This is a genomic window from Vibrio sp. LQ2 (assembly GCF_023920125.1).
Taxonomy (GTDB): domain Bacteria; phylum Pseudomonadota; class Gammaproteobacteria; order Enterobacterales; family Vibrionaceae; genus Vibrio; species Vibrio fluvialis.
The window spans coordinates 1,594,997-1,620,488 of sequence record NZ_CP085308.1 but is presented as its reverse complement, the minus strand read 5'-3'; the positions used below and the strand labels follow the sequence as shown (position 1 = coordinate 1,620,488).

Below are 25,492 nucleotides of genomic sequence, written 5' to 3'. Positions count from 1 at the left end.
GCCTTCCGAAGAAGGCTTTTCAGCATCAGCGAAAACAGACCTGCGCCCAGCGCGCCAGGCCGGCGGTGACCGAGCCAAAGTAGTTGCCACTCACCACGGGTACATTGGGCAACGCCTGCTCAACCCCGGCGCGCAAAATCGGTGAGCGCGCGCTGCCGCCAGTCATGAAGATCACATCCGGCGTTACTCCACCAAGAGTCACCGCTTCCGTCACCAGTTCAATCATCTTAGTTTTTGGCGCATCAATCGCTTCAATCATCGCTTCGCGTTGAATATCGACCTCCAGCAGCTCCGACAGCACCTTCACTTGTGCCGTCACCTGCGCCGATTCCGACAGCGCAATCTTCGCTTCTTCGGCTTTCTTCACCAGGCTGTAGCCGAGCGTGTCGTGATACACCGCCAGCAAACGCGCCAGTTTCTCCGGCTCACGCGCTTCTTTGTGCAAGCGCTTTAGATCCGCCAGGTTTTCACGGGCGAAGAATTTGGCCTGCGCGCTGACATCGTTAATCGCAATCGGATTCCAGAACTGCGTGATCGGCATTTCCAGCCCACTTTGAGTCTGGCTGCCAAAACCAAACGGCGTCATCAGTTGTTTAAACGCGAGATGAATATCAAGATCGTTACCGCCCACGCGCTGACCCGTGTGCGCAATCAGGCTTTGGGTTCGATCCGCTTTGCCGCGCCACGATGGCCCCATCTGAATCAATGAGCAGTCGGTGGTACCACCGCCGATATCGACCACTAATACGGTTTTGTCTTCGTTTAAGGTCGCTTCATATTCCAGACCGGCGGCGACCGGCTCAAACTGAAACTCAAGGTGGCGGAATCCGGCACGTGTCGCCGCGCGGCGCAGAATGTTTTCTGCCTGTCGGTTGGAATCTTCCCCGCCACGGCCATGGAAGTTGACCGGACGACCAATCACCGCATCATCAATCACTGCATTCGAGCGCGCTTCCGCCTGAGTTTTGATGTTGGCCATCATGGCGCACACCAGATCTTCAAAGAAGCTCAGCTGAATATCGTGCAGCCCCATCGCGCCCAAAAACGATTTCGGCGATTTGACGTAATACACCTCATGCGGGTCCGACAGATAGAGATCGAGCGCCGCCTGACCAAACACCACGTCATCAAATTGCAGGTCGATGTCTTCATCGCGGTTGGCCGCCACCGAACGTCGCAGCAGTTGCTCGCCCAGCGCATCCGCTGGCGAGATCTGGCGATGGCGGAACAGGTGCTCCGACACCGAATCACGGGTTGGCGCCGCCAGTGTCGACGGAATATAAAGGCTGTCGCGCTCAAGAGGGATCAGCACCGGAGTCTCATCCTGCATGCTGGCCACCGAACAGTTGGCCGTGCCGTAGTCAAACCCTATGTACATCTGCTTACTCCTACTCTGGTGCGAAAAAGGTCGGCGATACTACCGCAAGCCTTGCCTGATCTCTAGCGGAAATTGTTATTTTTTATGCAGTTTGATAGCGCTTTCGCGCATTTTCTGTTCAGCATTGATTCTCGGTGAACAAGTTGTAAAGATAAGCAACCAGTCGGATAACTGATGCCCGGCGCCATACACGAGTTCAGGAAGAAAACGATGAAGATGGACCTCAATACCTACTGCGAAAGCAGCGTGCTGTGCTGGCTGGCCACCGTCAGTCATACCCTCGTTCCCAATGTGTCACCCAAAGAGATTTTTACGTTGTGGGATGACGAACGTCTGCTGATCGCCAATATCGCCTCGCCCGTCAGCGAGCAGAACATTCTCGCCAACCCCAACGTGTGCGTCTCGATGATTGATGTGTTTGAGCAGCGCGGCTATAAACTCAGTGGCAAAGCGCGCATTGTGCGCCCGGACGATACCGAATGGAGCGACTACATTGGCGCGCTGCGTGAACTGGCTGACGAACGTTTCCCGATCAAAAACATTTTTGAGGTGCAGATTCAATCCAGCACCACCATCATCGCGCCGAGTTATTTCCTGTTCAGCGACACCTCCGTGGAAGAGCAGGTGAAAAGCGCGCTGAGCACTTATCAGGTTGAGCGTCCACGCACGTTCAATGCCGCCGAATAACGAACCACAAGCAGGCTTATGACCCACACATCCCCCACACATATCCGCGCCTTTGCGCGCTACTTTCAGTTTAATAACGCGCGCACGCTGTCCACCGATGCACCGAGTGAGCTGCGCGTGCTTAACGCTGGTGTGTATCAGGCGTATATCGACCCGACCCGCCGCTACGATAACCAGTTACTGATTCAGGCAGAATGCAGCGTCAGCCAGCTCGCCGCTGCGCTTGAGCTGTATGCCAACGGCACCGCACCAGAGATCAGCGTTGCGCCAGCGGCCGACAGCGTGACGCTCGAAAACTGGATGAGTGACAACGGCTTCCAGCGCGAGTTTGATCACCAGTTTTTGCAATTGCGCAGCCGCGATTACCACTCCAGTGATTATCACCCTGTGGTGCGCGTGGAACGCTGGACATCAGAGCGCTCCGATGACTTTCTGGCGCTGCTGAAAACCTCCGGCCTGCGTTGCAGCGATGAGATTTGGCAAGCCAAACGCCACCTGTATTGCAGTGATGCGTTTCGCTGCTTTGTCGCCTATCAGGGCGATACGCCTTGCGCGTGGGCAACCACGTATCTTGATGATGACGTCGCTACACTCGCCAATGCGTTCACACAGGAAGCGGCGCGCGGCAACGGCTACCAAACCGCGCTGCTTCACGCCCGCATTCGTGATGCGATTGAACACGGCGCCACGCTGCTCTTAACCGATGTGATGCCAGAGAGCACCAGCGCTCGCAACTGCCTGTCGGTCGGCTTTGAGCCCGTGGTAACGCGTCAGGTGTGGTGTCAAAGCGAATAGCATGGCGCCGCCAAAGAACAGCTTTCCAAGAGCGGAGATGGCACAAATGGGCGCTTCCAGCGTACAGCGCACACGCTGGAACGGCTTGGATGCCATTGTTAAAACTTCGCCCGGCGCGGTTGAGCTGGCATTTTATCAGCACACTGCGCCGCTGCTGCGCGCGGCAGGTATTCAAATCCCCGAGCTACTCAGCGCAGAGCTAGATCAGCTCGTCATTGAATGGATTCCACATCCTGTAGCACTGGACGAATTCCACAGTTGCGACATCGGCCTCGCGCAAATCGCCAAACTGCACCGCACCAATATCCCTTCCCCAATCCCACTCAAACGTCATGGCTGGTCTCAGGAGCAGACAGATCAAACTCTGGCGCTGCTGTCATTGCCAGAGTGCAGCTCTGAACTGCTGCGCCAGTGTCAGGTACGCAGCCATACGTTGTTTGATACCGAGCAAATCATTTCCGGTGATACCAACAGCGGCAATTGGGGCAAACGTAACAATGGCGACTGGGTGCTGTTTGACTGGGAACGTTTCGGCCACGGTAACATCGCCATCGATCTCGCCCCGCTGATTCCCGGCATGGGTGAGATATCGGCCTACTCCACACTTGCGCAGCGCTACACCTGTTTCAACGCGGATATGGATGCCAGCACACTGGCACGCCACATTTTGCTCAGCAAAGCGTGGCTGGTTACCGAAGTCGTGACACTGCTGCACCAGCGCCGCAACCCCATACTGAATAAATACGTCACTTGGTACAACCAAACCCTACCAGACTGGTTTGAACGCATCGCCGGACATCTCTGAGCGAGCCCACGTTCACGGCGATGTGTTATGCCTTTGCCAAGCAATCGGCGTATACTCGCCCTTTACGTTTATCAGGGCTTTGTTATGCACCATCCCGCTCACTCCGTTATTGTTCTCGACTTTGAAACCACCGGACTTTCACCCAACATGGGCGATCGCGCGATTGAAATCGGTGCGGTGAAACTCATCGACGGTCAGGTCGCTGGCACGTTTCAACAGTTGATGAATCCGGGCTTTCGCGTTAGCGGGTTTATTGAAGGCTACACTGGCATCACCAACACCATGCTGCGCGCAGCGCCCAGTTGTGAAGAGGTGATGGCCGAATTCGCTCACTTCATCGGCGACACCCCGTTAGTTGCACACAACGCGTCGTTCGATAAACGCTTTCTGGATGCCGAATTTGACCGCATCGGCGCGCGCTATCCCGGTCAGTTTGCCTGCTCAATGTTGATTGCCCGCCGCCTGATTCAAAACGCGCCCACCCACAAACTGGGCGATTTGGTGCGCTTCAAACAGATTGAAAATGACGGCACTTTTCACCGCGCGTTAGCCGACTCACAAATGACCGCCAGCCTGTGGATGTTGATGGTCAACGACCTGCTCGAACGCGGTGTCTGCGACCCGAGTTTTGCGCTGATGCAGAAGATCAGCAAAACCAATAAAGGGGCGTTGCGGGGCGTGTTGGCTGAGTACATGGGGTGAGTGCGAGAGGGGTTGATGTGCTGAAAACGTTAGCTCATTCCCCGCAGGCCGATTAAGTTGCCAAATGGGTCTTCGACCTGACACATCACCATTCCGCTCTCAATATTGAGCGGACCACGATAGAGTTTGGCCCCAAGCGATAAGAAATGTGCCAACGTCTCTTCAAAATCAGAGACCCGCCAATACAACACTGAACCACTTTTCCCTGTGCTCACTTTCTCATCCGCCTGCACGATTTCAATAGAAAAGCCCTGCATATCGAGAATAGTGAAATCAAATTCATGGAGAAAAACGGGCATCGCTTGTGGAAAGGCTTTTTGATACCACGCCAATCCGGCTTGAACGTCAGGGACATGAATAAGAACAGCAGATGGTGCCACAGTAGCCTCTCAAATTCTGATCGTGGAATGTTGCGCTTTGGCCAAGCTTTAAACACAACTTATGGGAGTGTTCACCAGATAGTCTGTGACAGTATTATATGTTCAAAGAAACAGAATCTTTATCGTTAAAATTACCTGCTGACTTTAGACGTCTAGAAGCGAGAGTTTGCATTAATCCATATCGGTTAATCTAACTCTCTTTTCATTCATCAGTTGGCTTGGGTTATACCCAAAGCGTTTTTTGAATGAAAAAGAAAAATGTGACAGGTTTTCAAAGCCGAGTTCCAGATAAATATCTGAAGGTTTCTGATGTTTTTGCTCAATCAAAAAATGCGCTTCATCTAGTCGTTTAGCCGTTAACCAAGCCGCTGGTGAGAGCTGAAATATTTCCTTAAAATCGCGTTTAAAGGCAGCTAAGCTACGTCCGCTAAGATAAGCAAAACGTTCAAGATTAACGTTAAACTTATAATTCTGCTGCATAAAGGCTTTCAGATCGAGCTTACCGGGTTGCCTGAAATCAAACAAAATACGGGCCAAATCCGGCTGCTGTTGCAGTAAAATCAGTAGTAGCTCTTCACGTTTTAACTCTGCAAAACGCTGGTTGATATTTCCCGCACCTTGATAGTAAGGGGCCAGAGAATGGATAAAGTTTTGCAACAACGAACTAATTTGAACTTCCACATAAGCCTGCTGCGGCACAGCGTGTTCTAAATTGATTGGATACTTATCTGCAAAGCCTTGCAAAAAAGACTGCTCAAAGATCACGACCACCTTTTCAAAATGTCCGTCCATAGGTTGTTTGTTGTAGCGTATCAGATGATTTTTACGCACAACACAACACTGCCCCGAGTGTAATTGATGGCGATTTTTACCATCAAAACCAGTTAGTACACCCTGCGCCAAAAAAATAAACATATGCTCGGGCACAAACTGCTCGGGGGAAATTTCTGGTCCCAAATAACAGGACTTAATTTCTTTCAGTTTCATCATGTTAAAGTAACTTGTAGTGAACCAACGACTGAGCAGCGGCCAACACGGCTTGTTCGTTTGAGCGCGGCTGCCAACCCAACATGGTAAGGGCCTTTTGATTAGACGCCTGTCGATAAACCCCCACCAAAGGTTTAATCGCACGTGCTTTGGGATTGAATAGTGCTACTATATTTAATAACCAGGTAGGCAGCGCTTTGGTTGAAATATTAGTACTGTGTTTCGGCATGGCTTTTTTCAAATAATGTGCAATATCCATCAATGACATAGTCCCCCCTGCCAGCGCCAGAAAACGTTCCCCTGCAGCCTGCGGTGACAACATGGCTCGTATATGTAAATCCGCTACGTCACGCACATCCACTATGCCCATAGTAATATCAGGCAATCTCTGCATTTCGCCGCTCATCAGTTGGCGAAGCAATGTATGTCCGGCAGACAGACGTTGATTATTCAAAGGACCAAAAATTCCCATTGGATTAATTACGGTCAGCTCCAATCCTTTCCCTTCGTTATGCATATAATCCCATGCAGCGCGCTCTGCCAACACTTTGGACTTATTGTACACAGACAAACCCTTCTGCTTGGGGTTGGTCCAGCTTTGTTCAGTAATCACTTGGCTGGTGTCGGTGTGGCTGTAGCCCACAGCACCAAAATTGGATGTCATCACTACACGTTTAACACCAACCTGTTTGGCGAAGGTTAAAACTCTGAGCGTGCCCTCAACCGCAGGTTTAATAACATCATCTTCATTGTTTGGATCGCCCATGGGCAACGGTGAGGCAACATGCAGCACATAATCACAATCTTGCATTGCGCTTAGCCAATTGCTGTCATCTAGCAAGTCAGCTTCAATGAGACGCAAGTTATCTTGGATTTCTTGAATACCTGCTTGATTCAGCGTCTCAAACAATTGGGTTTGACTACCCAAACTGCGCACTGTGGTGTTTACCCGATAGCCCTGTTGCAATAATTGTATTATCACTTGGGTTGCGACAAATCCAGTGCCACCGGTTACCAATACTGTTTGTTGCATGCTGACCTCATTCATGTTCAATATTTTACCAAACCAGACCAAACCGTATGGCCTGCGCGGATATTGACATTATAGAGGTACCTAATAATTTGATGGTTTGCTCAAAAGCTCAGCTTTGTTTTGTCGATTGGCTCACTTAACTAGGTATGATAAATCCTCAGCACATGACGCCCGCCTAAGAGCTTTAAAATGCTTGGCTACACTTTGACTCCTGTGTTAAGGCGTAAATTAGGGCTACGAATTGCACAATATGTAAGCTTGAATGCCAAAATCTGCACATGAATTTATAAAAATATTTATAGTCAGTATTCACTGTACCTAATGCAGCTTACATTTGGTTACCTGAAACCAACTTATTTAATTCTCTCGCCAACTTATCTTTACTCAAAAAAGGAGTTGCTAGTACAGTTTTTATCGAATAAGAATTTGTAAGGCAACTCATTCGTAAGTTCGCAATTGACCAAATTGTTCAAACAAACTTTGGGGCACTTCTAAGTTACGAAGTGCCCACTGTGGACATTCTGAACACAAGTTTGCTAGCGCCTTTACTAGATAAGCATTTGAGGTGTTATTTGAGATATTGCGAAGCCCCCTCTCTGAGTGGTCAAAATTACTCATCCACTGCCGTATTTTTATTGTTATTTGTCATTAGATTACAGTGTAAGGTTGCACTATAGTTTTTTTGTTTAAGTATTGATGGGTAGCATGCGATGTTATTACAAGGTTCGAATCTCAATATGCCTCTGGCCGAACTGGTCTCTTCACTGACAGTAGCGCTAGATATGACAGAGGGACAGCCTCCAGAGCACAGTATGCGTTGCTGCTGGATTGGAATGCATATTGGTGAACGAATGAACCTCTCATCATCAGAGCTCCATGATCTGTATTTTACGTTACTTCTCAAGGATGCCGGCTGCAGCAGCAATGCGGCGCGTATTTGTGAACTCTACGCCACCGATGATCTTACTTTTAAACAACGTTATAAAACGGTCGGTACAAGCCTGACGAGTGCAATTAATTTTGTACTAAAAAATGCAGGCTCAGGAGAACATTGGCATAAGCGTATCTCTACCACGATTGATATTTTGAAAAATGGTACAGATTACGCTCAAGAACTGATTCAAACGCGTTGTACAAAAGGGGCAGAAGTTGCTCGTGAGCTCTTATTCAGTGAAGATGTGGCTCAAGGTATACAACATTTGGATGAGCACTGGGACGGTTCAGGTCGTCCTGATGCGTTAATGCATGATCAAATCCCATTATTTTCAAGAATTGCCCTTCTTGCTCAAGTGATGGATGTTTTTCAACGTGAACATGATTTGAATATTGCATTTTCTGAATTAGAAAGTCGTTCCGGAAACTGGCTGGATCCTAACTTAGTGGCCATTGCTAAGCAGTTGAAAGACAATACTGATTTCATTAAGGCACTTAATGCCCCATCCATAGTCCCTTTTGTGCTCTCTATGTCCCCCGCCCAAGCGATGATTCCATTAGATGATGATTATTTCGATCGAATTGTGACGGCTTTCGGCAAAATCATTGATGCCAAGAGTCCTTTTACCTCCGGCCACAGTTCCAGAGTGGCTATTTTTAGTACGCTCATAGCCGAAGAACTCAAGGTCGACAAAGAGGATCGACTATGGCTAAAACGTGCCGCACTCTTACATGATCTAGGTAAACTAGGGGTAAGTAACACGATCTTGGATAAACCAGGAAAATTGGATGATGACGAGTGGGCAAAAATACAAAATCACGCAGTGTTCACCAGAGAGATCATTGAAAAGATATCCCCTCTAAAACAATTCGCCAAAATGGCAGCTGCTCATCATGAAAAGTTAGATGGCACAGGCTATCCCGATAAACTGGTTGCCGATGAAATCTCGATGATGACACGGATTATTACCACAGCAGATATTTTTGATGCCATTACGGCTGAACGCCCTTATCGAGGTGCTGTGCCAATTCCAAAAACTTTAGAAATCATGGAAGAAAATGTGGGTACAGCCATCGACCCATTGTGCTTTAACGCACTAAAAGCGGCACTAAACAAACTACCTGATAAGTATATGCAAGATATTGGTATGGGTGGGGTTCCCTCGTCACCGATGCTCTAGATGGATTTGAAAAAATAATGAATGAGCGCAAGTGAATACGACTACCTACTTGCGTCAGGCCTTTCCTTTTTACAAGTATGATTTCTTATAGATCAAACACCCATTAACAAAATGCGAACTAATGTTTACGCAGGCACACAATGGGACAAAGAAGAGTCAGCATAAAGCTGGACATTTGTGATAAAAATGCCTGCTTAACGTATGATACTTGAAGAATTTATCGAACAAAAACAACACAATGTCTAACATCACTACAAACACCACAATTCGCCAGCTCTGTTTCGGTCAACCGCAAGATTCATTGACGATTGAACAGGTACCTTTGAATTCGCTTGAAGAAGATAAAATCAGAGTAAAAATCGAAGCAACTAATATTAATCCAAGCGACTTGTTGTCTATACATGGTGTAGGTCAATACAGGCATAGTCATCAGCCGCCCCGAGTACCCGGATTTGAAGCTGTTGGACAAATCATCGTCTCCAACCATGCAGAATTTACCGTAGGGCAAAGAGTTGTCGTGGCTACCAGCGGTACTTGGCAGAAATATATCGATGTATCACCAGATAACCTCTTCATCATTCCGCCGCATCTGGACAACGGCTATGCGTGCCAGTTGTATATCAATGCGCTAACAGCGTGGGTTTTAACCACCGAAATTGCTCAGTTGAAGCAAGAAGATGTACTGATTATCAACGCTGGAAGTTCTGCAATAGGTAAAATTTTTGCACAGCTATCTTCATCGCTAGGGTTCACTCTTATTGTCGTAACGTCGAAGCCTGAAAATTATCCATATGATTCAAACCATGTAATAGATGCAAAAGTAGACCTACTCACTCAAATACAGCAACTTGATTTGCCTAGCCCAAATATTGCATTCGACGCTATTGGAGGCAAAAAAGGAACAGAACTGATTCATACCATCGGCGAGAATGGACGGTATATCAACTATGGAACTCTTTCTCTGGAGTTCTATCAGCCTCATTTCTTTGAGTATGCGAAGAACCTAAACATTGAATTCAGTACATTTTTCTTACGTTACTGGGAGAATGCTGTTGGTAAAGATATCCGACGTGAAAAATTTTCGATGATGCTAGACCATTTCATCACCAATGGAATACAACTAGATGTAGATCGTTGTATTCCATTGGAACAAATTCAGGACGCTATCAAGCTAATCGAGTCTAATTCTACGAACTTACATGGAAAAATCATTTTGCTACCAATGTAGTAGAGATATGACCATTTACGGCTAGTTATCATAGGAAAAAGTACTTTAAATTCAGAGGCGAGCCCCCGCCCCCATAACTGAGTATTTACGTTAAAACACTAAGGGCAAAAATGCTTTAGAGCGCAAACTTCGAATCGTTTTAATACTTTGAATTACTTCTTCATCATCTTTGCTAAATCAGCAAATGGGTTGTACGTTGCCCCCTGATGTTCATCTTCTCCGGGCTTTATTTCACTACCATGAAGTTCATATTCTAGGTATTTGCTATGCTCATGATCGTGGCAATAGAGGCACAACAACTCCCAGTTGCTACCATCTTCGGGGTTGTTGGTATGGTCATGATCTTTGTGGTGAACGGTTAATTCACGCAGGTTTGAATAGACAAACTCTCTGGCACACCTTCCGCATACCCAAGGGTAAAGTTTGAGTGCTTTCTCTCGGTAATCGGCTTCTTTACGTGCGTAACGGGCACTGGTTCCGTAATGATCTGAAGACATCTTTGCTCCTTAATGTGGTTAGCTACCGCTATAGTAACCACTTTTAGTATGACCCCAAATAGGTCAAATTACCGCTCTCAGAAATAATGATTCAAATAGGCACAACTTAAAATGGACTACAAACGACTCTCCCTCTGAAAACACAAATTCCTAAAACCAAGCAGCCACAATACAGAGAGAAACTCATGAACCGACCAGCGTGACCATCAAACGCTCCCAAAAAGTACATGGTACGCAGCCCCTCGAAGGCAAAGCCACGATGCCGAATTAGTCCGGAACCACAATCACACCCAGCTTCTCTAGCAGTTGCTCTTGCTGCCAATCGCAAATTTTTGCCCCCGTTAAATCCACTCTGCGGGGATCCAGCCCGGTCAGTTCAATATGGGTTAAATCGCACCCTTGGAAGCGCGCTTGTTCCCAGCAGTCCTCTGAAAATGAACCCCGGCTTAAATCAGACTCTTTAAAAGAAACCCCGTGCAAGTTGGCGCCAATCCAGCGGTTTTCAAACAGATCACATTTTTCGAGGCACTGACGTTCCAAGTTGGCATAGGATAAATTACATCCCGTGATGTAAGCGGAACAAAAAAACATTTTGTTCGAGACCTGATTAACAAAGCGGGCACGAGAAAAATTGGCACCTTTTAAATCACAATCTCTCAGTTCAATTCCAAAACAGTCCGCCCCGCTGAAATGAGCCATCGCCAATCGGCAGTGTTGAAAAGATGCATCTCTGAGATCGGCATACGCAAAATTGCATCCCTCCACATCGCTTTTCTCAATAAAGCTGCAATTGATGAATTTGGAATCACGCATGTCGGCGCGGCTAAAGTTGCATTGATAGAAGCAACAATCGTTGAAAACTAAGTTCGACAAATCCCGATTTGAGAAATCGGTGTGTTGGTAAGTGTGATGGTTTAATTTCATATTTCGCCCCCTAAGCCTGTGGAGTGCGCAGACTACCATGTGGGCATCAGTTCTCAAGAAAAACAACTCCTTGAAAAACAGTCATTTAAAACACCCTAAAATCGCCATTTAAGGCACCAAACTGGCGATTAGAGGCATGAATAAATGAAAACGGAAATGCAATTACCTGAAAAAAAGTTTCGTTCAATACAGGCGGATACAGACGGAATTCGAGTTTGATGTTTGGAGGAAAGGCTGCGCACCAGATCTCTATGGTGAGGTGCTTATCCACTATGTGCTTTTAGTCGTCTGTGTGGAGGGGTCGGTTTTGTGTGATGTGGTTTGTTGCGCTTTGGGTTTAACGAACCACGTGGCTTTGGTTAAAGCGCACCAGATACTCTTTGCTGGCACAAAGAGTATCCAGAAAGTGCCTTTTACTTCGCGGTCGCTGGCCGGGACGGTTTTAGGCGTTCCCGACGCCAAAAACCTAAAAATTCATCCATGAATTTTTCCCTGTTTGGGGGAATAAAGCTAACTCGCAACTGGACATTTTTGAGTTACCAACATTACCAATTCAGTAAAGTACGAATTAGTTAACGTATGGTAAAGAGACACCCTACTAGGGTATCTCTTGCATTGAAGTTTTGCAGGGGAATAAATTAAGTATAAGGGCTATTTCCCATCATCCCATGAGTTCAAAAAATCAGCTAATACATCGCCATGACAAGATTGAGGTTTACAAAAGCATCCTAACCTCTTTCCAGCAAGCTCATAAACTTTTGATTTATCTACGTTTATGAATTTGTCATAATCGAAGTCGTATTTATATTTTCTTATAACTTCATCACGATCATCACCGTCTTCAAACATTGAGTGAGGATTTCCCCAGTAAGATCCCCGACCTATGTATTCATATTTAGGAGTGCTTTTTTCAGCTTGATACTTTGTATCAGACTTAATGTTTATAACTCTTGTGATATTAATATGTATGAGTCTATGAGGAACTTTAGCACTCTTTAATAACTCTATTTCTGAGGGGAACTCTTCTCCGTCATCAAACACAATGGCATGAGTAATGTCATCACATGACCACGTAGACAATTGACGATAACGAATAGAATTAGAGTTAGAGTTCTCTGTGCAAAATATCTCTATAAACTGATTTGGGTCATTTGAGTAAACCAACTCAACATCGTCTAAGTTTGACGTTATTTTGCCCACTTTCCTTGCAAATTTTGCATAACAATTGAATAGTTGAGGGTATAAAACAAGTATCTTAGCCATTAGTACAAGTGCTTAACATTTAAGTTTAAATCAGTATGTTCATTTAAATACTCTACCACTAAGCGCCTATGACATAAATGTGGTTCATGCTCACTACACAATAGACAACCTTGATCAAGTAATGCTGGCTTAACTAAACGCTCAATATTACGTTTAGCCATTAAGTTCAGAAACTTATCCTCATACATTTGCCAAGACATATCCCCTTTTTTATAAGGGTTCAATATCTCCTTAGTTGGAGCAAGTTCAGGAACATGAACATATTTAGCACCGCAAAGCTCTCTTAGGAAAAACTTTAAATCGTCCCTTTTTGCAAAACCAGCAAGTTGAGAGACATTATTGAGTCGAACATCAATAAGAGTTTTAACTTCTGCCTTTTTCAAAAATCCGAAAAATGTTTCTGCTTTCTTTTGAGTAAATCCTATTGTGTAAATATTCATAATCAACCTAAAAAATTGTTGCTACAAGTTTATAGCAGTGCCCTTGAAAAGGTTCACCTAAGCTAACGCATAGAATGCCAGATGCTGGTAGATTATCTCTTACAATATCATCAAAACGAGGATCTGTTGCAGCAAGGTCATAATTTATACCGCCATAAGTAAAGGAAGCTCTCCGCTTACCATCCGCATTATGATAAAGACGTAAATCTTCAACTTGAACTAAATACAGTGATTGAGGAATTTGATACAAACCTGTTGTGATTAGAGCATGGTTAACTCTATCTCCTGCCCCCCAAAGGTTTAGTGGTGTATCTAATAATGTATGCAACTGCCGTATATCAAATGAATAGTGTTGAATCCAAACCTCACCATCGATCAAATAATTTTCAGGTTGATGAGGAAGAGGAGCAGGCTGAGCAAATCCCATCAGAGCTTTTTGAAGAGGTTTAACATTGAAAGTGCCATGTGGGTTTTGTATTTTAGCTTGTTGATGGCTTAACTCTGCTCCTTGGACTGTTGATACAGGTCTTATCCATCGCCTTGTGTTAACACATTTCCCTGCCACACAATGTTGACGATGCTTTACTGAATTAGCCAGTATTACGACTTCTGATTGAGGCATGCTCCCCCCTGATAGGATTAATCAATAGGCCATATGGTTTATTTTTACCATAGGTTTATAATCCTAACGCTGATCACTTTCTAATTTACGCAGTCCAAGAAGATGATTTAGTGGTGAATAGTCATACACAACCTTCTGCATTCAGAACACTTTTAGCTTTTCCCCTGTGGTTAAAGAGCCTTCCAGATATAAATCTTGCCGTTTGGGTATGTAATTTTGTAGATAAGCTTGCTCTTACTGTTCACAGCGACCTTGAGCGGAAGTAGCTGCATACGAATTTCTAGCATTAGAAAATATGGGTCAATATGATCGTAGTTATTTAGTGAAGAGTATCTACTCTGAACAGCTTTGGGGCAGAAACAATTTACGCCCTCTCTGAAACCACAAAATCAGGGTAAAAATTCAGGACGAATTTTTAGGTTTTCGGCGTCGGGAACGCCTAAAACCGCCCCGGCCTGCGACCGTTGAACAACAGGCACTTTCTGGTTACTCTTTGTGCCAGCAAAGAGTAACTGGCACGCTCACACAATGCGGAGCAAAACCACTGAACCGACCAGCGTGACAATCCACCACCTCCAATCACAAAAGAAAAAAGCCAGCACTATGCTGGCTTTCCCATTAGAAAATAACTGGATTACGGTTGCTGCTTAGTCGGCGCTAATGCAATCTCACGAATGCACACATTCTGCGGTTGCTGATACGCAAACACCACGGCTCTTGCGACATCATCAGCGTCGAGCACGCCGCCCATCTCTTGTTTCCACGCATCATAGCCAGTTTTGATCGCATCAGAAGTGATGTGAGACACCAGCTCGGTTTCAACCGCGCCTGGGGCGATGGTGGTTACGCGAACATTCGAGGCCGCCACTTCTTCGCGCACGTTTTCAGAAATCGCATGCACCGCGAATTTAGTGCCACAGTAGGCCGCGTGATCCGGGAAAGTTTTCTTACCCGCGATAGAGCTGATGTTGATGATAGTGCCGGTGTTACGCGCTTTCATCGGCGCGAGTACCGCTTGCATGCCGTTGAGCAGGCCAAGCACGTTCACATCAAACATGCGTTTCCATTCGCTGGCCTCTTGCGTGTCGATCTGCCCCAGCAGCATTACCCCCGCGTTGTTGATCAGTGCATCGGCTGGGCCAAACTCCGCTTCCGCACTGGCAATCGCCGCTTCAAACGACGCTTGCTCGCTCACATCCACGCGAGCGCACAATGTGTTTGGCAGGTTCAATGCTTCCAAACGTTCCACACGGCGAGCCAGCAGTAGCAATGGATGACCTTCCGCGCTCAGGCGACGCGCAATCGCTTCTCCAATACCAGAACTTGCCCCAGTGATGACGACTAATTTTTTCATGTTTGAATCCTCAATAAGACCTTGTGTCGTGTTGGGAGCTAGTCTATGAAAAAGTTTTTTGTTGATATATATCACCCTAGTTGAAACTCTGTTGTTATATAGCAACAATAAAGCGTGAACTGAGAAAAGAGAGCACCGATGCAAAAGCAGATCAATTTGGCGGATATCCGATCGTTCGTCCTGATCGCCCAACTGGGCAATTTCACCAAAGCGGCCGAAGCGCTGGACGTCTCGCGCTCTCACGTGTCGCGCCAAATCAGCCAGTTAGAGCAACAAATGGGGGTGACACTGCTGATTCGAACCACACGTTCGCTCAAACTCACTGAAGCAGGCAAAACGTTTTTCGCGCAATGTGAAGCGGCGCTGCACAGCATCGATCAAGCGGTGTTGGCGGCGGTCGACGACACCGAAGCCGTGCGCGGCCAAATTCGTATCAACAGTGTCGGCGGCTATTTGGGTGAAGAGATCGTCGCCGATTTGATCACGCAGTTTATGGCGCGCTACCCACACGTGCGGGTCGACTTGGATTTAAGCAGCCACCGCGTCGACTTAATTGAAGATGAGTTTGATGTCGCGTTTCGCATGGGCAAACTTGAAGACTCCGGCTTTGTGTCGCGCAAGCTGATGGATGTGGAGATGGGCACCTACGCCAGCCCAAGTTACCTTGATCGGCACGGCCACCCCACGCACCCGAAAGAGCTGGAACATCACCAATGTTTAACCGGTTCGGTCACGCGCTGGGCGTTTCAACACAAACAGAGTCACGAGTCGCTGGAGTGCCATATTCAAGGGCAACTGCGTTGTAAAAGCGGGCGCGTCATGATCAAAGGCGCGCTGGCGGGCAACGGCATCATTCGCGTGCCGGCGCTGTATTGTTTGCACGAAGTCACCAGCGGCGCGCTGCAACCCGTGTTCGATGATTGGAACATTCAAAGCGTCGAGTTCTCCGCGCTCTACCACCGTGACCGCTACCAGCCCAAACGCATTCGTACCTTCATTGAATTCACCAACCACTACTTCAGCGACCTACAAAAAACACTGCGCGATGGGTAAGGTGAAAAACGCTTGGCCACCACACAATAAAAGGTTCAACCGCCACTGAATCAGGTGAAAAATTCACAACGAATGTTTAGGTTTTCGGCGTCAGGAACGCCGAAAACTATCTCCTAGGAAACCAAACCAAACCATCGTCTCGGAAACCAAACTACCGCCGCCATCCCCATCACCGTATACAACAGCCATATCGGCATCATCAATAACCACTTCGCCAGCAACGCAATCGCATCGCCTTTGTAGGCAATTTTCGCCCCGCGCGCGGCCAATTTGGTGAACTTCAACGCCCCCAGATTATCCAGCAAACGCAGCCCGCCTTGGCCAAACGTGGCCGCCAGTTTCATGCTCTCTTTGCCCAGTTGTGCGGCGCGTGGTGTCATCGCCACCACCACATCGCCGCCGAGGTGATAAAGCGTGGCACTTTGTGAGCCAAACGCTTTGGCAAACGCTGCCATGCGGCTCAGTTCAGCGCTGTTTGTTGTGCGGCTGAGCAAACGAAATCCGCCGCGGGTGTTGGCGAGCGTGGTGACATCGCTCAGCATCTCCGTCAGCGCACTGAGGCTTTTCGATTGCTGCGCGATTTTGGCTTCTCGCACTAAGGTTTTCCCCAGCCAAGGCGGCAGTTTGCCTAACCGTTTGGCGGTTTTCAGCGCGACGATTCCGTTTTTGGTCGCGGTGGTAGCGACCAACGTCGGTGCGGCGACACCCGCAGTTTCGACGGTGCCGATGCCACTGGCAATCTGCGCGGCCGTGGCCACGAGGCCGAACGCCGACAATGCTACTAACGTTTCATCCACTTCTTCCCCTTGCAGATGATTCATGCCTTGCAAGGTGAGGTCACGAATATCACCAATCACCAGAAAATCGGTGGTTACGGCCGCAGCCTGACCGATGGCTTCGTCGCTGGTGCCGGTCAGTAAGCCTTCGCTGAGTTTGTCGAACTGATAACGCCAATCGCTGCGAATGCGGGTGATATCAGCATACAGCGCCTGCGCTTTCGGGTTATCACGCACATAGTCGTAATCCATGAAGAAGCCAAGGTAGCTGGCCGCATCGGCGTAACGTTGTTCCGCCAGCATTTGGCGTGTTTCCGGTAGCGGGTCAATGCGCCCCAGCGCGAGCACAGAAAGCTGCGCTTGCTGCCACAGCACGCCCGCTGAGATCAGCGCCAACACCAAAAGCGTGAATTTGAAAAGCCGTTTGAACATCGCGTACCGCCGTGAAAAACCCAGTTCCCCTATCCTAGCAACGATTTCGCTGTAGAGAAAAGCACGTCTGCGTCAGTATTTTTCCGCTGTGTTTACAATGTAAATCGCGTGGCGCGCTCACAGATTTCAGTCGCGGTTTGACGCCAAAGATTGAGCGCTGCGCAGCAAACTGATTGAATATCAGCATCACCTCGGTAAGGGATTCTTACATGTCTGACAAACTGTCGACTTCAGCGCTGGCCAAACTGCGCGGTATCGAAGCCAAGCAACTGTTCGCGGATTTAAAAAAAGCAGGCTACATCAGCCGTCATGACGAGCAATGGATTTTGACCGAACTCGGCGCGAAGTTTGGTGGCGAATACGTCCAGCATGCCAAATTCGGCACCTTTATTGTCTGGCCGGAGAATTTACTCATCGACATGGTGGCCACCAGCGGCAGCACACTCAGCGCAACGCAAGTGGGTGAGTACTTCAAACTCAACCCTAAGAAAATGAATCAGTTGTTCAGCGAACTGGGATGGATAAGCAAAAGTGATCTGGGCTGGGTCGCCACCGCCGCCGGCCTGCGTGCTGGCGCACAGCAGCGTGAAGGCAAAGCCTCAGAGCAAAAGTTTGTGGTGTGGCACGATTCGATTCGCCACAACCCGCACCTGCGTCAATCGGTGGTGGAGTTTCTTGGTCAGGATGCCGGTGAACAGGCGACCGACAAATCCTACTCCAGCTTTCGCCAGAAGTTCGAAGCCAAACACCGCACCCTCGATGGCCATTACGTGCGCTCGGTGGGCGAACTGCTGATCGATAACTGGCTGTATCTCGCTGGCGTGGTGCATGCCTACCAGCGCCCGCTGCCAATCGAAAAACCGCTGATGAGCGATTTCTACCTGCCGTCAGGCAATGTCTATCTCCAATACTGGGGCACCGACGGCGCGCCCATCAGCGACAAGCAGCGCGACGAGACCCGCGCCGTGTACGCTGACCACCAGTTCAAGCTGATTGAAATCACTCCCGAAGAGGTGCATCAGCTGGACGACATTCTACCCGCTCGGCTTCGTGAGCACGGCATTAAGGCTTATTGAGCGGATCGTGCGCCCGTAAATCCAGATGCGCTTTGATGCGTTGCAAGCCTTGCTTTAAGTCATCGCGCGATAACGGCCCGGTAAGTGAAATGCGAATTGCGTTGGGCAAGGGGTAAGAGCCGACGCGAAAGAACGCCGCATCACGCACAAACACGCCATCTTCGGCGAGCTGCTGTTTCAGTTCGCTCGCGGGGCAATGTTCCGGCAACGTGATCCAGCAGTTGAATCCGGGAATCGCACAGGTTTGGCGCTCAGGAAACACCGATTGCAATATCCGGTGGCGGGCGCTGAGTTCCAGAGCGATATCTTCATCGACTTGCTGCATCGCGCCATTGCTCAGCCAGCGACAAACCAAATCCACCAGAATCGGGCTGACGTGCATACACGATGCGCGCAGCGCTTTTTGCAGCGGCAGCTTGAGGTTGGTCGGCAGCACCATGTAACCGACGCGAATGCCACCAGCAAAATACTTAGAGAAACTGCCGATATAGAGCGTAATGTCCGGCGCAATGGTCACCAACGGCGAACGTCGATGCTCCGGCGGGCAATAGAGCACGTCGTCTTCAATGATCAAGACATCGAAACGGCGGCAGATTTCGATGATTTTCAGTCGCCGTGAATCGCTCAGTACCACACCTGTCGGGTTTTGAATTGCGGGTGTCATATAGAGCAAGCGCGGACGATGGCGCTGACAGTGCAGCAACAGATCGTCCGGCACTATGCCTTCGTCATCAACCGCCACCGGAATGACTTTGCGCTCCTGCTGAGTACAGGCATTGATGAATTCGCCGTAGCACAGCCCTTCGAGCAAAATGGTATCGCCACTGCGGGTGAGCGCTTGCAGCACTGTACTCAGCGCATGCTGGCCGCCGTACGTCCATTGCAATCTGGAGCGGTCAATATCGCACTGCCAACGCTGATTCACCCAGCGTTGCAGCGTGGCACTGTGGCCTTGCAAACCGTCGGCGGAGAAATAATCCAGCACCGCTTTTTGCGCCGTCGGCTGACTGGCGAGTTCACCCAAAGCCGCCATCAAATGGCGCTGCTGGCTAAGAATTAACGGGCGACACAGTGACAAATCCACGCCACCGCGCGACACCAACGGATGATAATAGTCCTGCTGCTCGTGGCTGCGATCTTTAATGTAGGTGCCGCTGCCCACCACGGGTACGGTGACGCCGCGCAGTTCCAGCTCCTGATAAGCACGCGTGATGGTGCCGACCGTCACGCCAAGTTTGTAAGAGAGCATGCGCTGCGACGGCAATTTACTGTGCGCTCGTAACTCGCCGCGCTCGACCGCTTCTTCAAACGCATCGGCCAACACTTTGTATTTCGGCCCCGCGCGGCCAGTGAGATCCGGTATAAACATTGTCACCATTGTCATCGATACACTTGCTTGGAAAGTTAAGCATATTCAAGGGTTGGCGGAATGTGAAATACAAAAGTGTCATGGTGACGCATAAACACTAGGGGTTCACTTTGCGGGCGGATTAGAGTGTGCGCATATCGTCAGTTAAAGGAGCTTAACTCTCATGTGGACCCTATTGCCTTCGTTGTGTCTGTTCGCGTTCATCACCGCCTTCACGCCGGGGCCGAACAATTTTCTGCTCGCCAGTTCCGGCTCTCAGTTTGGTCTGCGCCGCACATGGCATCACATTCTGGGCATTCGTATCGGTGTCAGTGGATTGATTCTGCTGAGTGCGGCGGGTGTCGGTGTGCTGGTGCAAGCGTATCCGCTCGCCTACTCGGCACTCAAATACTTCGGGTTTATTTACATGAGCTGGCTGGCCATCAAGCTGATTCTGGCGGGTGGCAATCTCAATAAAAGCCATGCGGCGCAGCCACTGACATTAGTTCAGGCAGCGCTGTTTCAACTCGGCAATGTCAAAGCCTGGGCGGCCAGCCTGACGGTGGTCGCCACCTATACGCTGCCGTCGCTGTATTGGGTATCAGTGCTATGGATTCTGGCCGCATTTACCGTGACCGGACTGGTGTGTAATTTATGTTGGGCGGGAATGGGAAAAGCGGCGAGCCTGTATCTCGACACGCCGCGTAAGATTCGAACCTTTAACTACAGCCTGAGCGGAATGACCTTTGCGACCATCCTGCCAGTGCTGTTTCAGGCTTAACGACGCTGGCCGTACCGTGCGCGGGCGGCCTCTTCTTTGGAGACGATCGTCTGGCCAATCGGGGCCAGCGAAATGACCGCCAGTTTGAGGTGTTGCAGGGCAAACGGAATGCCGATGATGGTGATAAAGCACGCCACCGCTGAGAGCAAATGACCAATCGCCAGCCATACCCCAGCCAGCAAGAACCAAATCACGTTGCCGATCACCCCAAAACCGCCGGTGCCGATGTCCTCTTTACCCGTCAGTTCGTCGCGGCCAATCGCCTCCTGACCAAACGGAAAGAAGGAAAAATTACCGATGACAAAACAGGCGCGCCCCCAAGGAATGCCGACAATGCTGATAAAAGCCAGCAAGCCAAAAAACCACCAGGCGAGGCCCATCATCACGCCGCCCAATAAAAACCAAATAATATTACCGATCGTTCTCATGTCTTCCTCTCAAAACACACGTTGATAATGCTCCACCGTGGGAAACGGATCATAAAAGTGATGAAGCAACGCGCGCCATTGCTGATATTCCGCTGACTGACGGAATCCTTCGGTATGTGCTTCCAGTGTCTGCCAGTTGACCAGCAGAATGTAGCGGCTCGGATTCTCTAAGCAGCGTTGCAACTGATGCGACACATACCCCGCCATGCTGGCGATAATTTGCTGCGCTTTAGCAAAACTCTGTTCAAACTGCGCTTCCTGTTCTGGTTTTACATCCAGAATCGCGACTTCCAGTATCATGGTTTTTCCTTAACGTAATATGAATGCGTCATTCAGTCGCAAATTTCAGCTTTTCAATGTGTTACATCAATCCTTTGCCGAGTGCAGTCAGACCGCTGAGCAAGCACAGCGACAGCGCACCCACGCGGATTTTCTCTTTCGGCAGGGTTTGAGTGGTTTTACGTGCCAGAGCGTAACCCAGCCACGCCGATGGGATCAGCGGAATGGTGATCAGCAGATGGTGCATGGTCAGAAAGCCCGCCGGGATCTGCACCATCAGTGAAATGATGGAGCTGAAGACAAAAAACGCCGACAAGTTGCCGCGCAGTTGGTTGGCTTCCTGATGCTGCAGCAGTAACGCCATCGGCGGGCCGCCAATCGCGCTGCTGGTGCCGAAAAAGCCGGAGAAGAAACCAGCAATACCCATGCGCGCGGGCGTCGGTTCAATGCGAAACGGCAGAAAACTCACCCCGACGGCAAACAGCACCAGCAAACCGAGCCACAACGCCAGCACATCGGTCGAGACCCACACCAGCAGCAAACCACCGGCAATCGAACCCGGCACGCGACCGATCAACGCCATTTTTAAACCGCCGATAGAGATGCTGCTGCGATGCTTCATGGCGCTCAACAAGGAGATGAACAACGCCACAATACAAATCGGGGCGGGAACGTAATCCGGCGAAACCATAAACAACAAAGGCGCAGCCACTACCGCCAACCCGAACCCAATTGCCGTCTGCACAAACGAGCCGACAAAAATAAGAAACATCGCAATGAGTACGGTACTGCTGAAATAGTCCATGATGACGCCTTATACCTTTCTGTTTTACAACGGCAGTAATGCTGACTGCCACCCCCATGGTTTGGGGGTTGGATTGACGGGCGAAAGCCCAAAGAGAATGAAAAAAGTCATGCAATTGCATGACTTTTGAACGTTAACAGTTTGCTGAATTTTCGCAATAAAAACGTTTCGCTGGCAGCCGGTTCACGCCGGGAGCAGGCTAAAGCCTTCATCCAACCAACCGGTCACGCCGCCAATCATTTTTTTCACCGGGCGTCCCAGTTTCGCCAAACGTATCGCCGCCTTTTCCGTGCCATTGCAATGTGGCCCCGCGCAGTAGACCACAAACAGGGTTTCTGGCGGGTAATCGGCTAAAGTGCGCTCATTAAGGCGCGGGTGGGGCAGGTTGACCGCGCCGTCAATATGCCCTTCAGCGAACAGCGCTTCGCCACGCACATCGAGCAAAATGAAGTCCTGCGTGTGGTTGGTCAGTGCGTGGTGTACATCCCAGCAGTCGGTTTCAAATTGCAATAAGGCGGAAAAATGAGCAAGTGCTTGCTCACTGCTGGCCGCAGGAATTCTCGATACCGCGCTCGACATAATGACTCTCCTTTTCATGATTGATGCGTCAGTGATGTGTAGTGTGCCGCACACTTTGCTCACGCAACACTGGCGCAAACGCCAATTATCGACAATATTACGTCAACACTCACATCACCTTTTCGTGCCAAAGGAAGCCCATGCGCCGCATCGCCATTCTCACTCACACTCACTGCTCGCTGTTTGAACTCGGCTGCGCCGTCGAGCTGTTTGCCCTGCCACGTCCGGAGATCGAACACTGGTATCACTGTGATGTGGTCAACCTTGAAGGCGAGCCATTTGACTCCACCGCTGGGGTACGAATTGAAGCCAAACGTGCTACCAGCCTGAGCGATTACGATACCTTGGTGATTCCCAGTTGGCCGACGCAGGACTCCCCTGTGCCCGAGCGACTTGCCAATGAAGTGCGCGCGTTTACCCAGGCAGGTAAGCGCCTGCTGACGTTTTGCTCCGGCGCATTTTTACTCGCTGAACTGGGCATTCTCGATGGCCGTCAGGCCACCACCCATTGGCGTTATGCTGAGCAGTTTAAAGCGCGCTTTGCCAAGGTCGATTACGTCGATGATGTGCTGTACGTGTGGCAGGATCCGATTGGCTGCTCGGCTGGCAGTGCCGCTGCGCTGGATTTGGGTCTGGCGGTGATTCGCCACGATTTCGGCTACAAGGTTGCCAATCAGGTGGCGCGGCGGCTGGTGATGTCGGCGCATCGCTCGGGCGGTCAGTCGCAGTTTGTTGAAGCGCCGATGCTGGCGGTGCCCAACCAGTTTGCGGGCGCACTGGACTGGGCGCAGCAGAACCTCACTGCGCCGCTTAATGTCGACCAACTGGCCGCGCGCGCCAATATGTCGCGCCGCACCTTTGAGCGAAAGTTTCGCGCCAGTTTTAACCTTTCGCCGAACGAGTGGCTGATTCAGCAAAAAATCGAGCGCGCTAAAGGGCTGCTGGAAGAAACCACGCTGCCGCTGGAACGCCTCGCCGAACAATCCGGCTTTGAAAGTGTGGTGACGCTACGCCACCATTTTCGCCGTTTACTCGGCGTATCGCCCAAACAGTATCAGCAGCAGTTTCTTCCCTAACTTATCGGCTAGTGCCTTTTGCATGAGAAGACAAAGAGAAAGTGAGTGCTCACAAATTATCCAATATCATCAGCGGCACGCGGTCGCTCAATGCGCGTAGCGCAATCCCATGCACCATGGCATCCGGCGCGCTGCACGCATCGCTGAGCACGCGAACCGAGTAATCGCTGGCCGCAGGCGACAGCGCGGTATGGGTGACGCAGTTTTGCGTCATCATGCCGCACACCACCAACTCACGAATGTTTTGCGCGCGCAGTACGTCACTTAAGGTGGTATTGAGAAAGCTGTCGGCGTGCTGCTTCTCCACCACAACGCTTGAAGGCACTTTGGCAATCAGTGCCGAATGCAATTTCACCCCTTCGCTGCCCGCTTTGAAAAAGGGTGCCTCTTCGCCGCCGACATGCTGTACCAATACGACAGACCAGCCGCGTTGCTGCGCGATATCTATTGCGGACAGTGTGTTAGCCAACGTCTGCTCAGCCAGATGCTGCGGATAAGCCCCTGCCGGGAAGTAGTCGTTTTGAATATCGATAACAATTAACGCCGTGTGACTCATGGTTTTCTCCTATTCTTGTTGGGATGAGTCCTGAGTATCCGCCGATTGCATTGTGTTGTTCAGAGTCTAAAATGACTTTTATCGAGCCAAAAACGACAGCAAGGATGTTTCGTGAACCGCATTCAGATTGCCATTATCGCCTACCCCGGTTGCCTGCTCTCTGCCGTGCATGGGCTGGAAGAAATGCTGTGGATGGCGAACCGCGCTTGCGCCGAACTGGAGCAGCCCTTTCAGTTTGACTGCCACCTGCTGCGCTGGCCGCTGGACGCCGCCACTCATGAAGATGTGCCTTACGCGGTGGTGGTGCTACCACCCAGTCGTGAACGCGGTTTTGACGTCAAAGCGCCGGTTGAACTCACCGACTGGCTGCAAACGCGTCATCAACAAGGTGCGATTCTCGCTTCCGCCTGTGCGGGCGTGTTTTTGCTCGCCGATACCGGTTTGCTGGCGCACAAAGTCATCACCACCCATTGGGGCTTGGCCGAACTGTTTCAGCAGCGCCATCCCCAGTTGCAGCTCAATACCGACGACATTCTGATCAACCAAGGCGACATCATCACCGCCGGCGGCATGATGTCGTGGATTGATTTGGGTCTTGAACTTATCGCGCAGTTTGCTTCGCCTGCCGTGATGCGTCAGGTGGGCAAATTGTTGGTGGTCGATACCGGCTCACGTGAGCAGCGCTACTACCAGCAGTTCACGCCCAGCTTTTTGCACGGTGATGAAAGCATCGTCGCACTGCAACATCTGATTCACCGCCGCTTTGCCGACAACTTAACCATCGTGCAGCTCGCCGAGCACGCCAGCGTCACCGAACGCACGGTGCAGCGCCGCTTCCTCAAAGCGACCGGGCTCAACCCGATTCAGTATCTGCAACGCGTGCGGATCCAAAAAGCTTGCGACTGGCTGGAATCCACCGCGCAGCCGTTTGAATGGATCGCCCATCAAATTGGCTACGAAGATGTCGGTGCCTGCCGAAAAGTGTTCATCAAAATCATGGGGTTAACTCCAAGCGATTTTCGCCGCCGCTTCGCGCCGTCCCACTATACGGTCGATACCGTGGCGCAAAGCGGCTGACAGTTTACCTTGATAAG

28 protein-coding genes are annotated in these 25,492 nt (G+C 49.8%); 11 read left to right on the top strand and 17 right to left on the bottom strand.

From position 1 onward, the window contains the following. Nucleotides 1-25: 25 nt before the first annotated feature. On the bottom strand, nucleotides 26-1,378 hold the full coding sequence (gene yegD / locus LGV68_RS07575) for a molecular chaperone (protein WP_100267977.1): 1,353 nt from the start codon (nucleotides 1,376-1,378) through the stop codon (nucleotides 26-28). 210 nt (nucleotides 1,379-1,588) lie between these two features. Here yegD and LGV68_RS07570 point away from each other — a divergent pair, with 210 nt between their 5' ends. The 4 genes from LGV68_RS07570 (at nucleotide 1,589) to LGV68_RS07555 (ending at nucleotide 4,367) form a co-directional block, all read left to right on the top strand. After that, complete coding sequence (locus LGV68_RS07570; protein ID WP_202659422.1) at nucleotides 1,589-2,065, top strand: pyridoxamine 5'-phosphate oxidase family protein; 477 nt, start codon at nucleotides 1,589-1,591, stop codon at nucleotides 2,063-2,065. Nucleotides 2,066-2,083: 18 nt separating this feature from the next. Continuing rightward, a complete protein-coding gene (locus LGV68_RS07565; protein WP_238829550.1) occupies nucleotides 2,084-2,860 on the top strand; it encodes a GNAT family N-acetyltransferase in 777 nt (258 codons plus the stop codon). 1 nt (nucleotide 2,861) lies between these two features. Further along, complete coding sequence (locus LGV68_RS07560) at nucleotides 2,862-3,665, top strand: phosphotransferase (protein WP_252536439.1); 804 nt, start codon at nucleotides 2,862-2,864, stop codon at nucleotides 3,663-3,665. Nucleotides 3,666-3,749: 84 nt separating this feature from the next. After that, nucleotides 3,750-4,367 carry a 3'-5' exonuclease gene (locus LGV68_RS07555; protein WP_020328775.1) on the top strand — a complete coding sequence of 206 codons (618 nt, stop codon included), beginning with the start codon at nucleotides 3,750-3,752 and terminating at the stop codon, nucleotides 4,365-4,367. A gap of 29 nt (nucleotides 4,368-4,396) precedes the next feature. Here the strand turns inward: LGV68_RS07555 and LGV68_RS07550 are convergent, their stop codons facing one another. From LGV68_RS07550 to LGV68_RS07540, 3 genes are all read right to left on the bottom strand, one after another. Next, the gene (locus LGV68_RS07550) at nucleotides 4,397-4,747 is read right to left on the bottom strand and encodes a VOC family protein (RefSeq protein WP_055453485.1); all 351 of its coding nucleotides are present in this window, start codon (nucleotides 4,745-4,747) and stop codon (nucleotides 4,397-4,399) included. A 171-nt stretch (nucleotides 4,748-4,918) separates the two neighbouring features. Next, nucleotides 4,919-5,737: an AraC family transcriptional regulator gene (locus LGV68_RS07545; RefSeq protein ID WP_252536437.1), complete on the bottom strand. Its 819-nt coding sequence runs from the start codon at nucleotides 5,735-5,737 to the stop codon at nucleotides 4,919-4,921. Nucleotide 5,738: 1 nt separating this feature from the next. Beyond that, nucleotides 5,739-6,767 (bottom strand): aldehyde reductase, encoded by a 1,029-nt coding sequence (locus LGV68_RS07540; RefSeq protein ID WP_154182980.1) that lies wholly within the window; start codon nucleotides 6,765-6,767, stop codon nucleotides 5,739-5,741. Between the two features lie 710 nt (nucleotides 6,768-7,477). Here LGV68_RS07540 and LGV68_RS07535 point away from each other — a divergent pair. Beyond that, complete coding sequence (locus tag LGV68_RS07535) at nucleotides 7,478-8,881, top strand: HD-GYP domain-containing protein (RefSeq protein ID WP_024375387.1); 1,404 nt, start codon at nucleotides 7,478-7,480, stop codon at nucleotides 8,879-8,881. 238 nt (nucleotides 8,882-9,119) lie between these two features. Beyond that, entirely contained in the window at nucleotides 9,120-10,109 is a 990-nt protein-coding gene (locus LGV68_RS07530; RefSeq protein WP_171934461.1) for a zinc-dependent alcohol dehydrogenase family protein, read from the top strand. Nucleotides 10,110-10,261: 152 nt separating this feature from the next. Here the strand turns inward: LGV68_RS07530 and LGV68_RS07525 are convergent, their stop codons facing one another. From LGV68_RS07525 to LGV68_RS07500, 6 genes are all read right to left on the bottom strand, one after another. Then, nucleotides 10,262-10,606, bottom strand: a complete 345-nt coding sequence (locus LGV68_RS07525) for a YajD family HNH nuclease (RefSeq protein ID WP_020328762.1) — start codon at nucleotides 10,604-10,606, stop codon at nucleotides 10,262-10,264. 267 nt (nucleotides 10,607-10,873) lie between these two features. Next, complete coding sequence (locus tag LGV68_RS07520) at nucleotides 10,874-11,530, bottom strand: Qnr family pentapeptide repeat protein (RefSeq protein WP_222737555.1); 657 nt, start codon at nucleotides 11,528-11,530, stop codon at nucleotides 10,874-10,876. 651 nt (nucleotides 11,531-12,181) lie between these two features. Beyond that, on the bottom strand, nucleotides 12,182-12,793 hold the full coding sequence (locus LGV68_RS07515) for a DUF4326 domain-containing protein (protein WP_222737554.1): 612 nt from the start codon (nucleotides 12,791-12,793) through the stop codon (nucleotides 12,182-12,184). Beyond that, the gene (locus LGV68_RS07510; protein WP_222737553.1) at nucleotides 12,793-13,233 is read right to left on the bottom strand and encodes a DUF488 domain-containing protein; all 441 of its coding nucleotides are present in this window, start codon (nucleotides 13,231-13,233) and stop codon (nucleotides 12,793-12,795) included. The genes LGV68_RS07515 and LGV68_RS07510 overlap by 1 nt, the downstream gene beginning before the upstream one ends. 7 nt (nucleotides 13,234-13,240) lie before the next feature. Further along, a complete protein-coding gene (locus LGV68_RS07505) occupies nucleotides 13,241-13,855 on the bottom strand; it encodes a hypothetical protein (RefSeq protein WP_222737552.1) in 615 nt (204 codons plus the stop codon). A 634-nt stretch (nucleotides 13,856-14,489) separates the two neighbouring features. Further along, nucleotides 14,490-15,209, bottom strand: a complete 720-nt coding sequence (locus LGV68_RS07500) for an SDR family oxidoreductase (RefSeq protein WP_222737551.1) — start codon at nucleotides 15,207-15,209, stop codon at nucleotides 14,490-14,492. Between the two features lie 138 nt (nucleotides 15,210-15,347). Between LGV68_RS07500 and LGV68_RS07495 the strand changes: the two genes are divergently transcribed. Beyond that, nucleotides 15,348-16,262 (top strand): LysR family transcriptional regulator, encoded by a 915-nt coding sequence (locus LGV68_RS07495; RefSeq protein WP_222737550.1) that lies wholly within the window; start codon nucleotides 15,348-15,350, stop codon nucleotides 16,260-16,262. A gap of 113 nt (nucleotides 16,263-16,375) precedes the next feature. Here LGV68_RS07495 and LGV68_RS07490 read toward each other — a convergent pair whose 3' ends face one another. Then, on the bottom strand, nucleotides 16,376-17,470 hold the full coding sequence (locus LGV68_RS07490) for a hypothetical protein (protein ID WP_252536435.1): 1,095 nt from the start codon (nucleotides 17,468-17,470) through the stop codon (nucleotides 16,376-16,378). 209 nt (nucleotides 17,471-17,679) lie between these two features. On the opposite strand from LGV68_RS07490, the gene LGV68_RS07485 reads away from it, so the two are divergent. Further along, nucleotides 17,680-18,546: a glycerol kinase gene (locus tag LGV68_RS07485; protein WP_158145959.1), complete on the top strand. Its 867-nt coding sequence runs from the start codon at nucleotides 17,680-17,682 to the stop codon at nucleotides 18,544-18,546. On the opposite strand, the gene LGV68_RS07480 is transcribed toward LGV68_RS07485, so the two are convergent. Beyond that, nucleotides 18,533-19,915, bottom strand: coding sequence for a PLP-dependent aminotransferase family protein (locus LGV68_RS07480; protein ID WP_020328750.1), 1,383 nt, complete (start codon nucleotides 19,913-19,915; stop codon nucleotides 18,533-18,535). The genes LGV68_RS07485 and LGV68_RS07480 overlap by 14 nt on opposite strands. Before the next feature lie 163 nt (nucleotides 19,916-20,078). Between LGV68_RS07480 and LGV68_RS07475 the strand changes: the two genes are divergently transcribed. Next, entirely contained in the window at nucleotides 20,079-20,675 is a 597-nt protein-coding gene (locus LGV68_RS07475) for a LysE family translocator (RefSeq protein WP_024375393.1), read from the top strand. Here the strand turns inward: LGV68_RS07475 and LGV68_RS07470 are convergent. The 4 genes from LGV68_RS07470 to LGV68_RS07455 all read right to left on the bottom strand — a co-directional run bounded on the left by LGV68_RS07470 (nucleotide 20,672) and on the right by LGV68_RS07455 (nucleotide 22,766). Then, a complete protein-coding gene (locus tag LGV68_RS07470) occupies nucleotides 20,672-21,103 on the bottom strand; it encodes a YccF domain-containing protein (protein ID WP_020328746.1) in 432 nt (143 codons plus the stop codon). The two genes, LGV68_RS07475 and LGV68_RS07470, sit on opposite strands and share 4 nt — an antisense overlap. A gap of 9 nt (nucleotides 21,104-21,112) precedes the next feature. After that, nucleotides 21,113-21,403, bottom strand: coding sequence for an antibiotic biosynthesis monooxygenase (locus tag LGV68_RS07465; RefSeq protein ID WP_020328745.1), 291 nt, complete (start codon nucleotides 21,401-21,403; stop codon nucleotides 21,113-21,115). 61 nt (nucleotides 21,404-21,464) lie between these two features. Continuing rightward, complete coding sequence (locus LGV68_RS07460; protein WP_020328744.1) at nucleotides 21,465-22,187, bottom strand: sulfite exporter TauE/SafE family protein; 723 nt, start codon at nucleotides 22,185-22,187, stop codon at nucleotides 21,465-21,467. A gap of 183 nt (nucleotides 22,188-22,370) precedes the next feature. Then, a complete protein-coding gene (locus tag LGV68_RS07455; protein WP_158125954.1) occupies nucleotides 22,371-22,766 on the bottom strand; it encodes a rhodanese-like domain-containing protein in 396 nt (131 codons plus the stop codon). 140 nt (nucleotides 22,767-22,906) lie between these two features. Between LGV68_RS07455 and LGV68_RS07450 the strand changes: the two genes are divergently transcribed. Continuing rightward, complete coding sequence (locus LGV68_RS07450) at nucleotides 22,907-23,842, top strand: helix-turn-helix domain-containing protein (RefSeq protein ID WP_222754452.1); 936 nt, start codon at nucleotides 22,907-22,909, stop codon at nucleotides 23,840-23,842. A gap of 49 nt (nucleotides 23,843-23,891) precedes the next feature. Here LGV68_RS07450 and LGV68_RS07445 read toward each other — a convergent pair whose 3' ends face one another. Beyond that, nucleotides 23,892-24,398 (bottom strand): cysteine hydrolase family protein, encoded by a 507-nt coding sequence (locus tag LGV68_RS07445; protein ID WP_222754454.1) that lies wholly within the window; start codon nucleotides 24,396-24,398, stop codon nucleotides 23,892-23,894. Between the two features lie 111 nt (nucleotides 24,399-24,509). On the opposite strand from LGV68_RS07445, the gene LGV68_RS07440 reads away from it, so the two are divergent. Then, entirely contained in the window at nucleotides 24,510-25,475 is a 966-nt protein-coding gene (locus LGV68_RS07440; protein ID WP_222754456.1) for a helix-turn-helix domain-containing protein, read from the top strand. Nucleotides 25,476-25,492 lie beyond the last annotated feature (17 nt).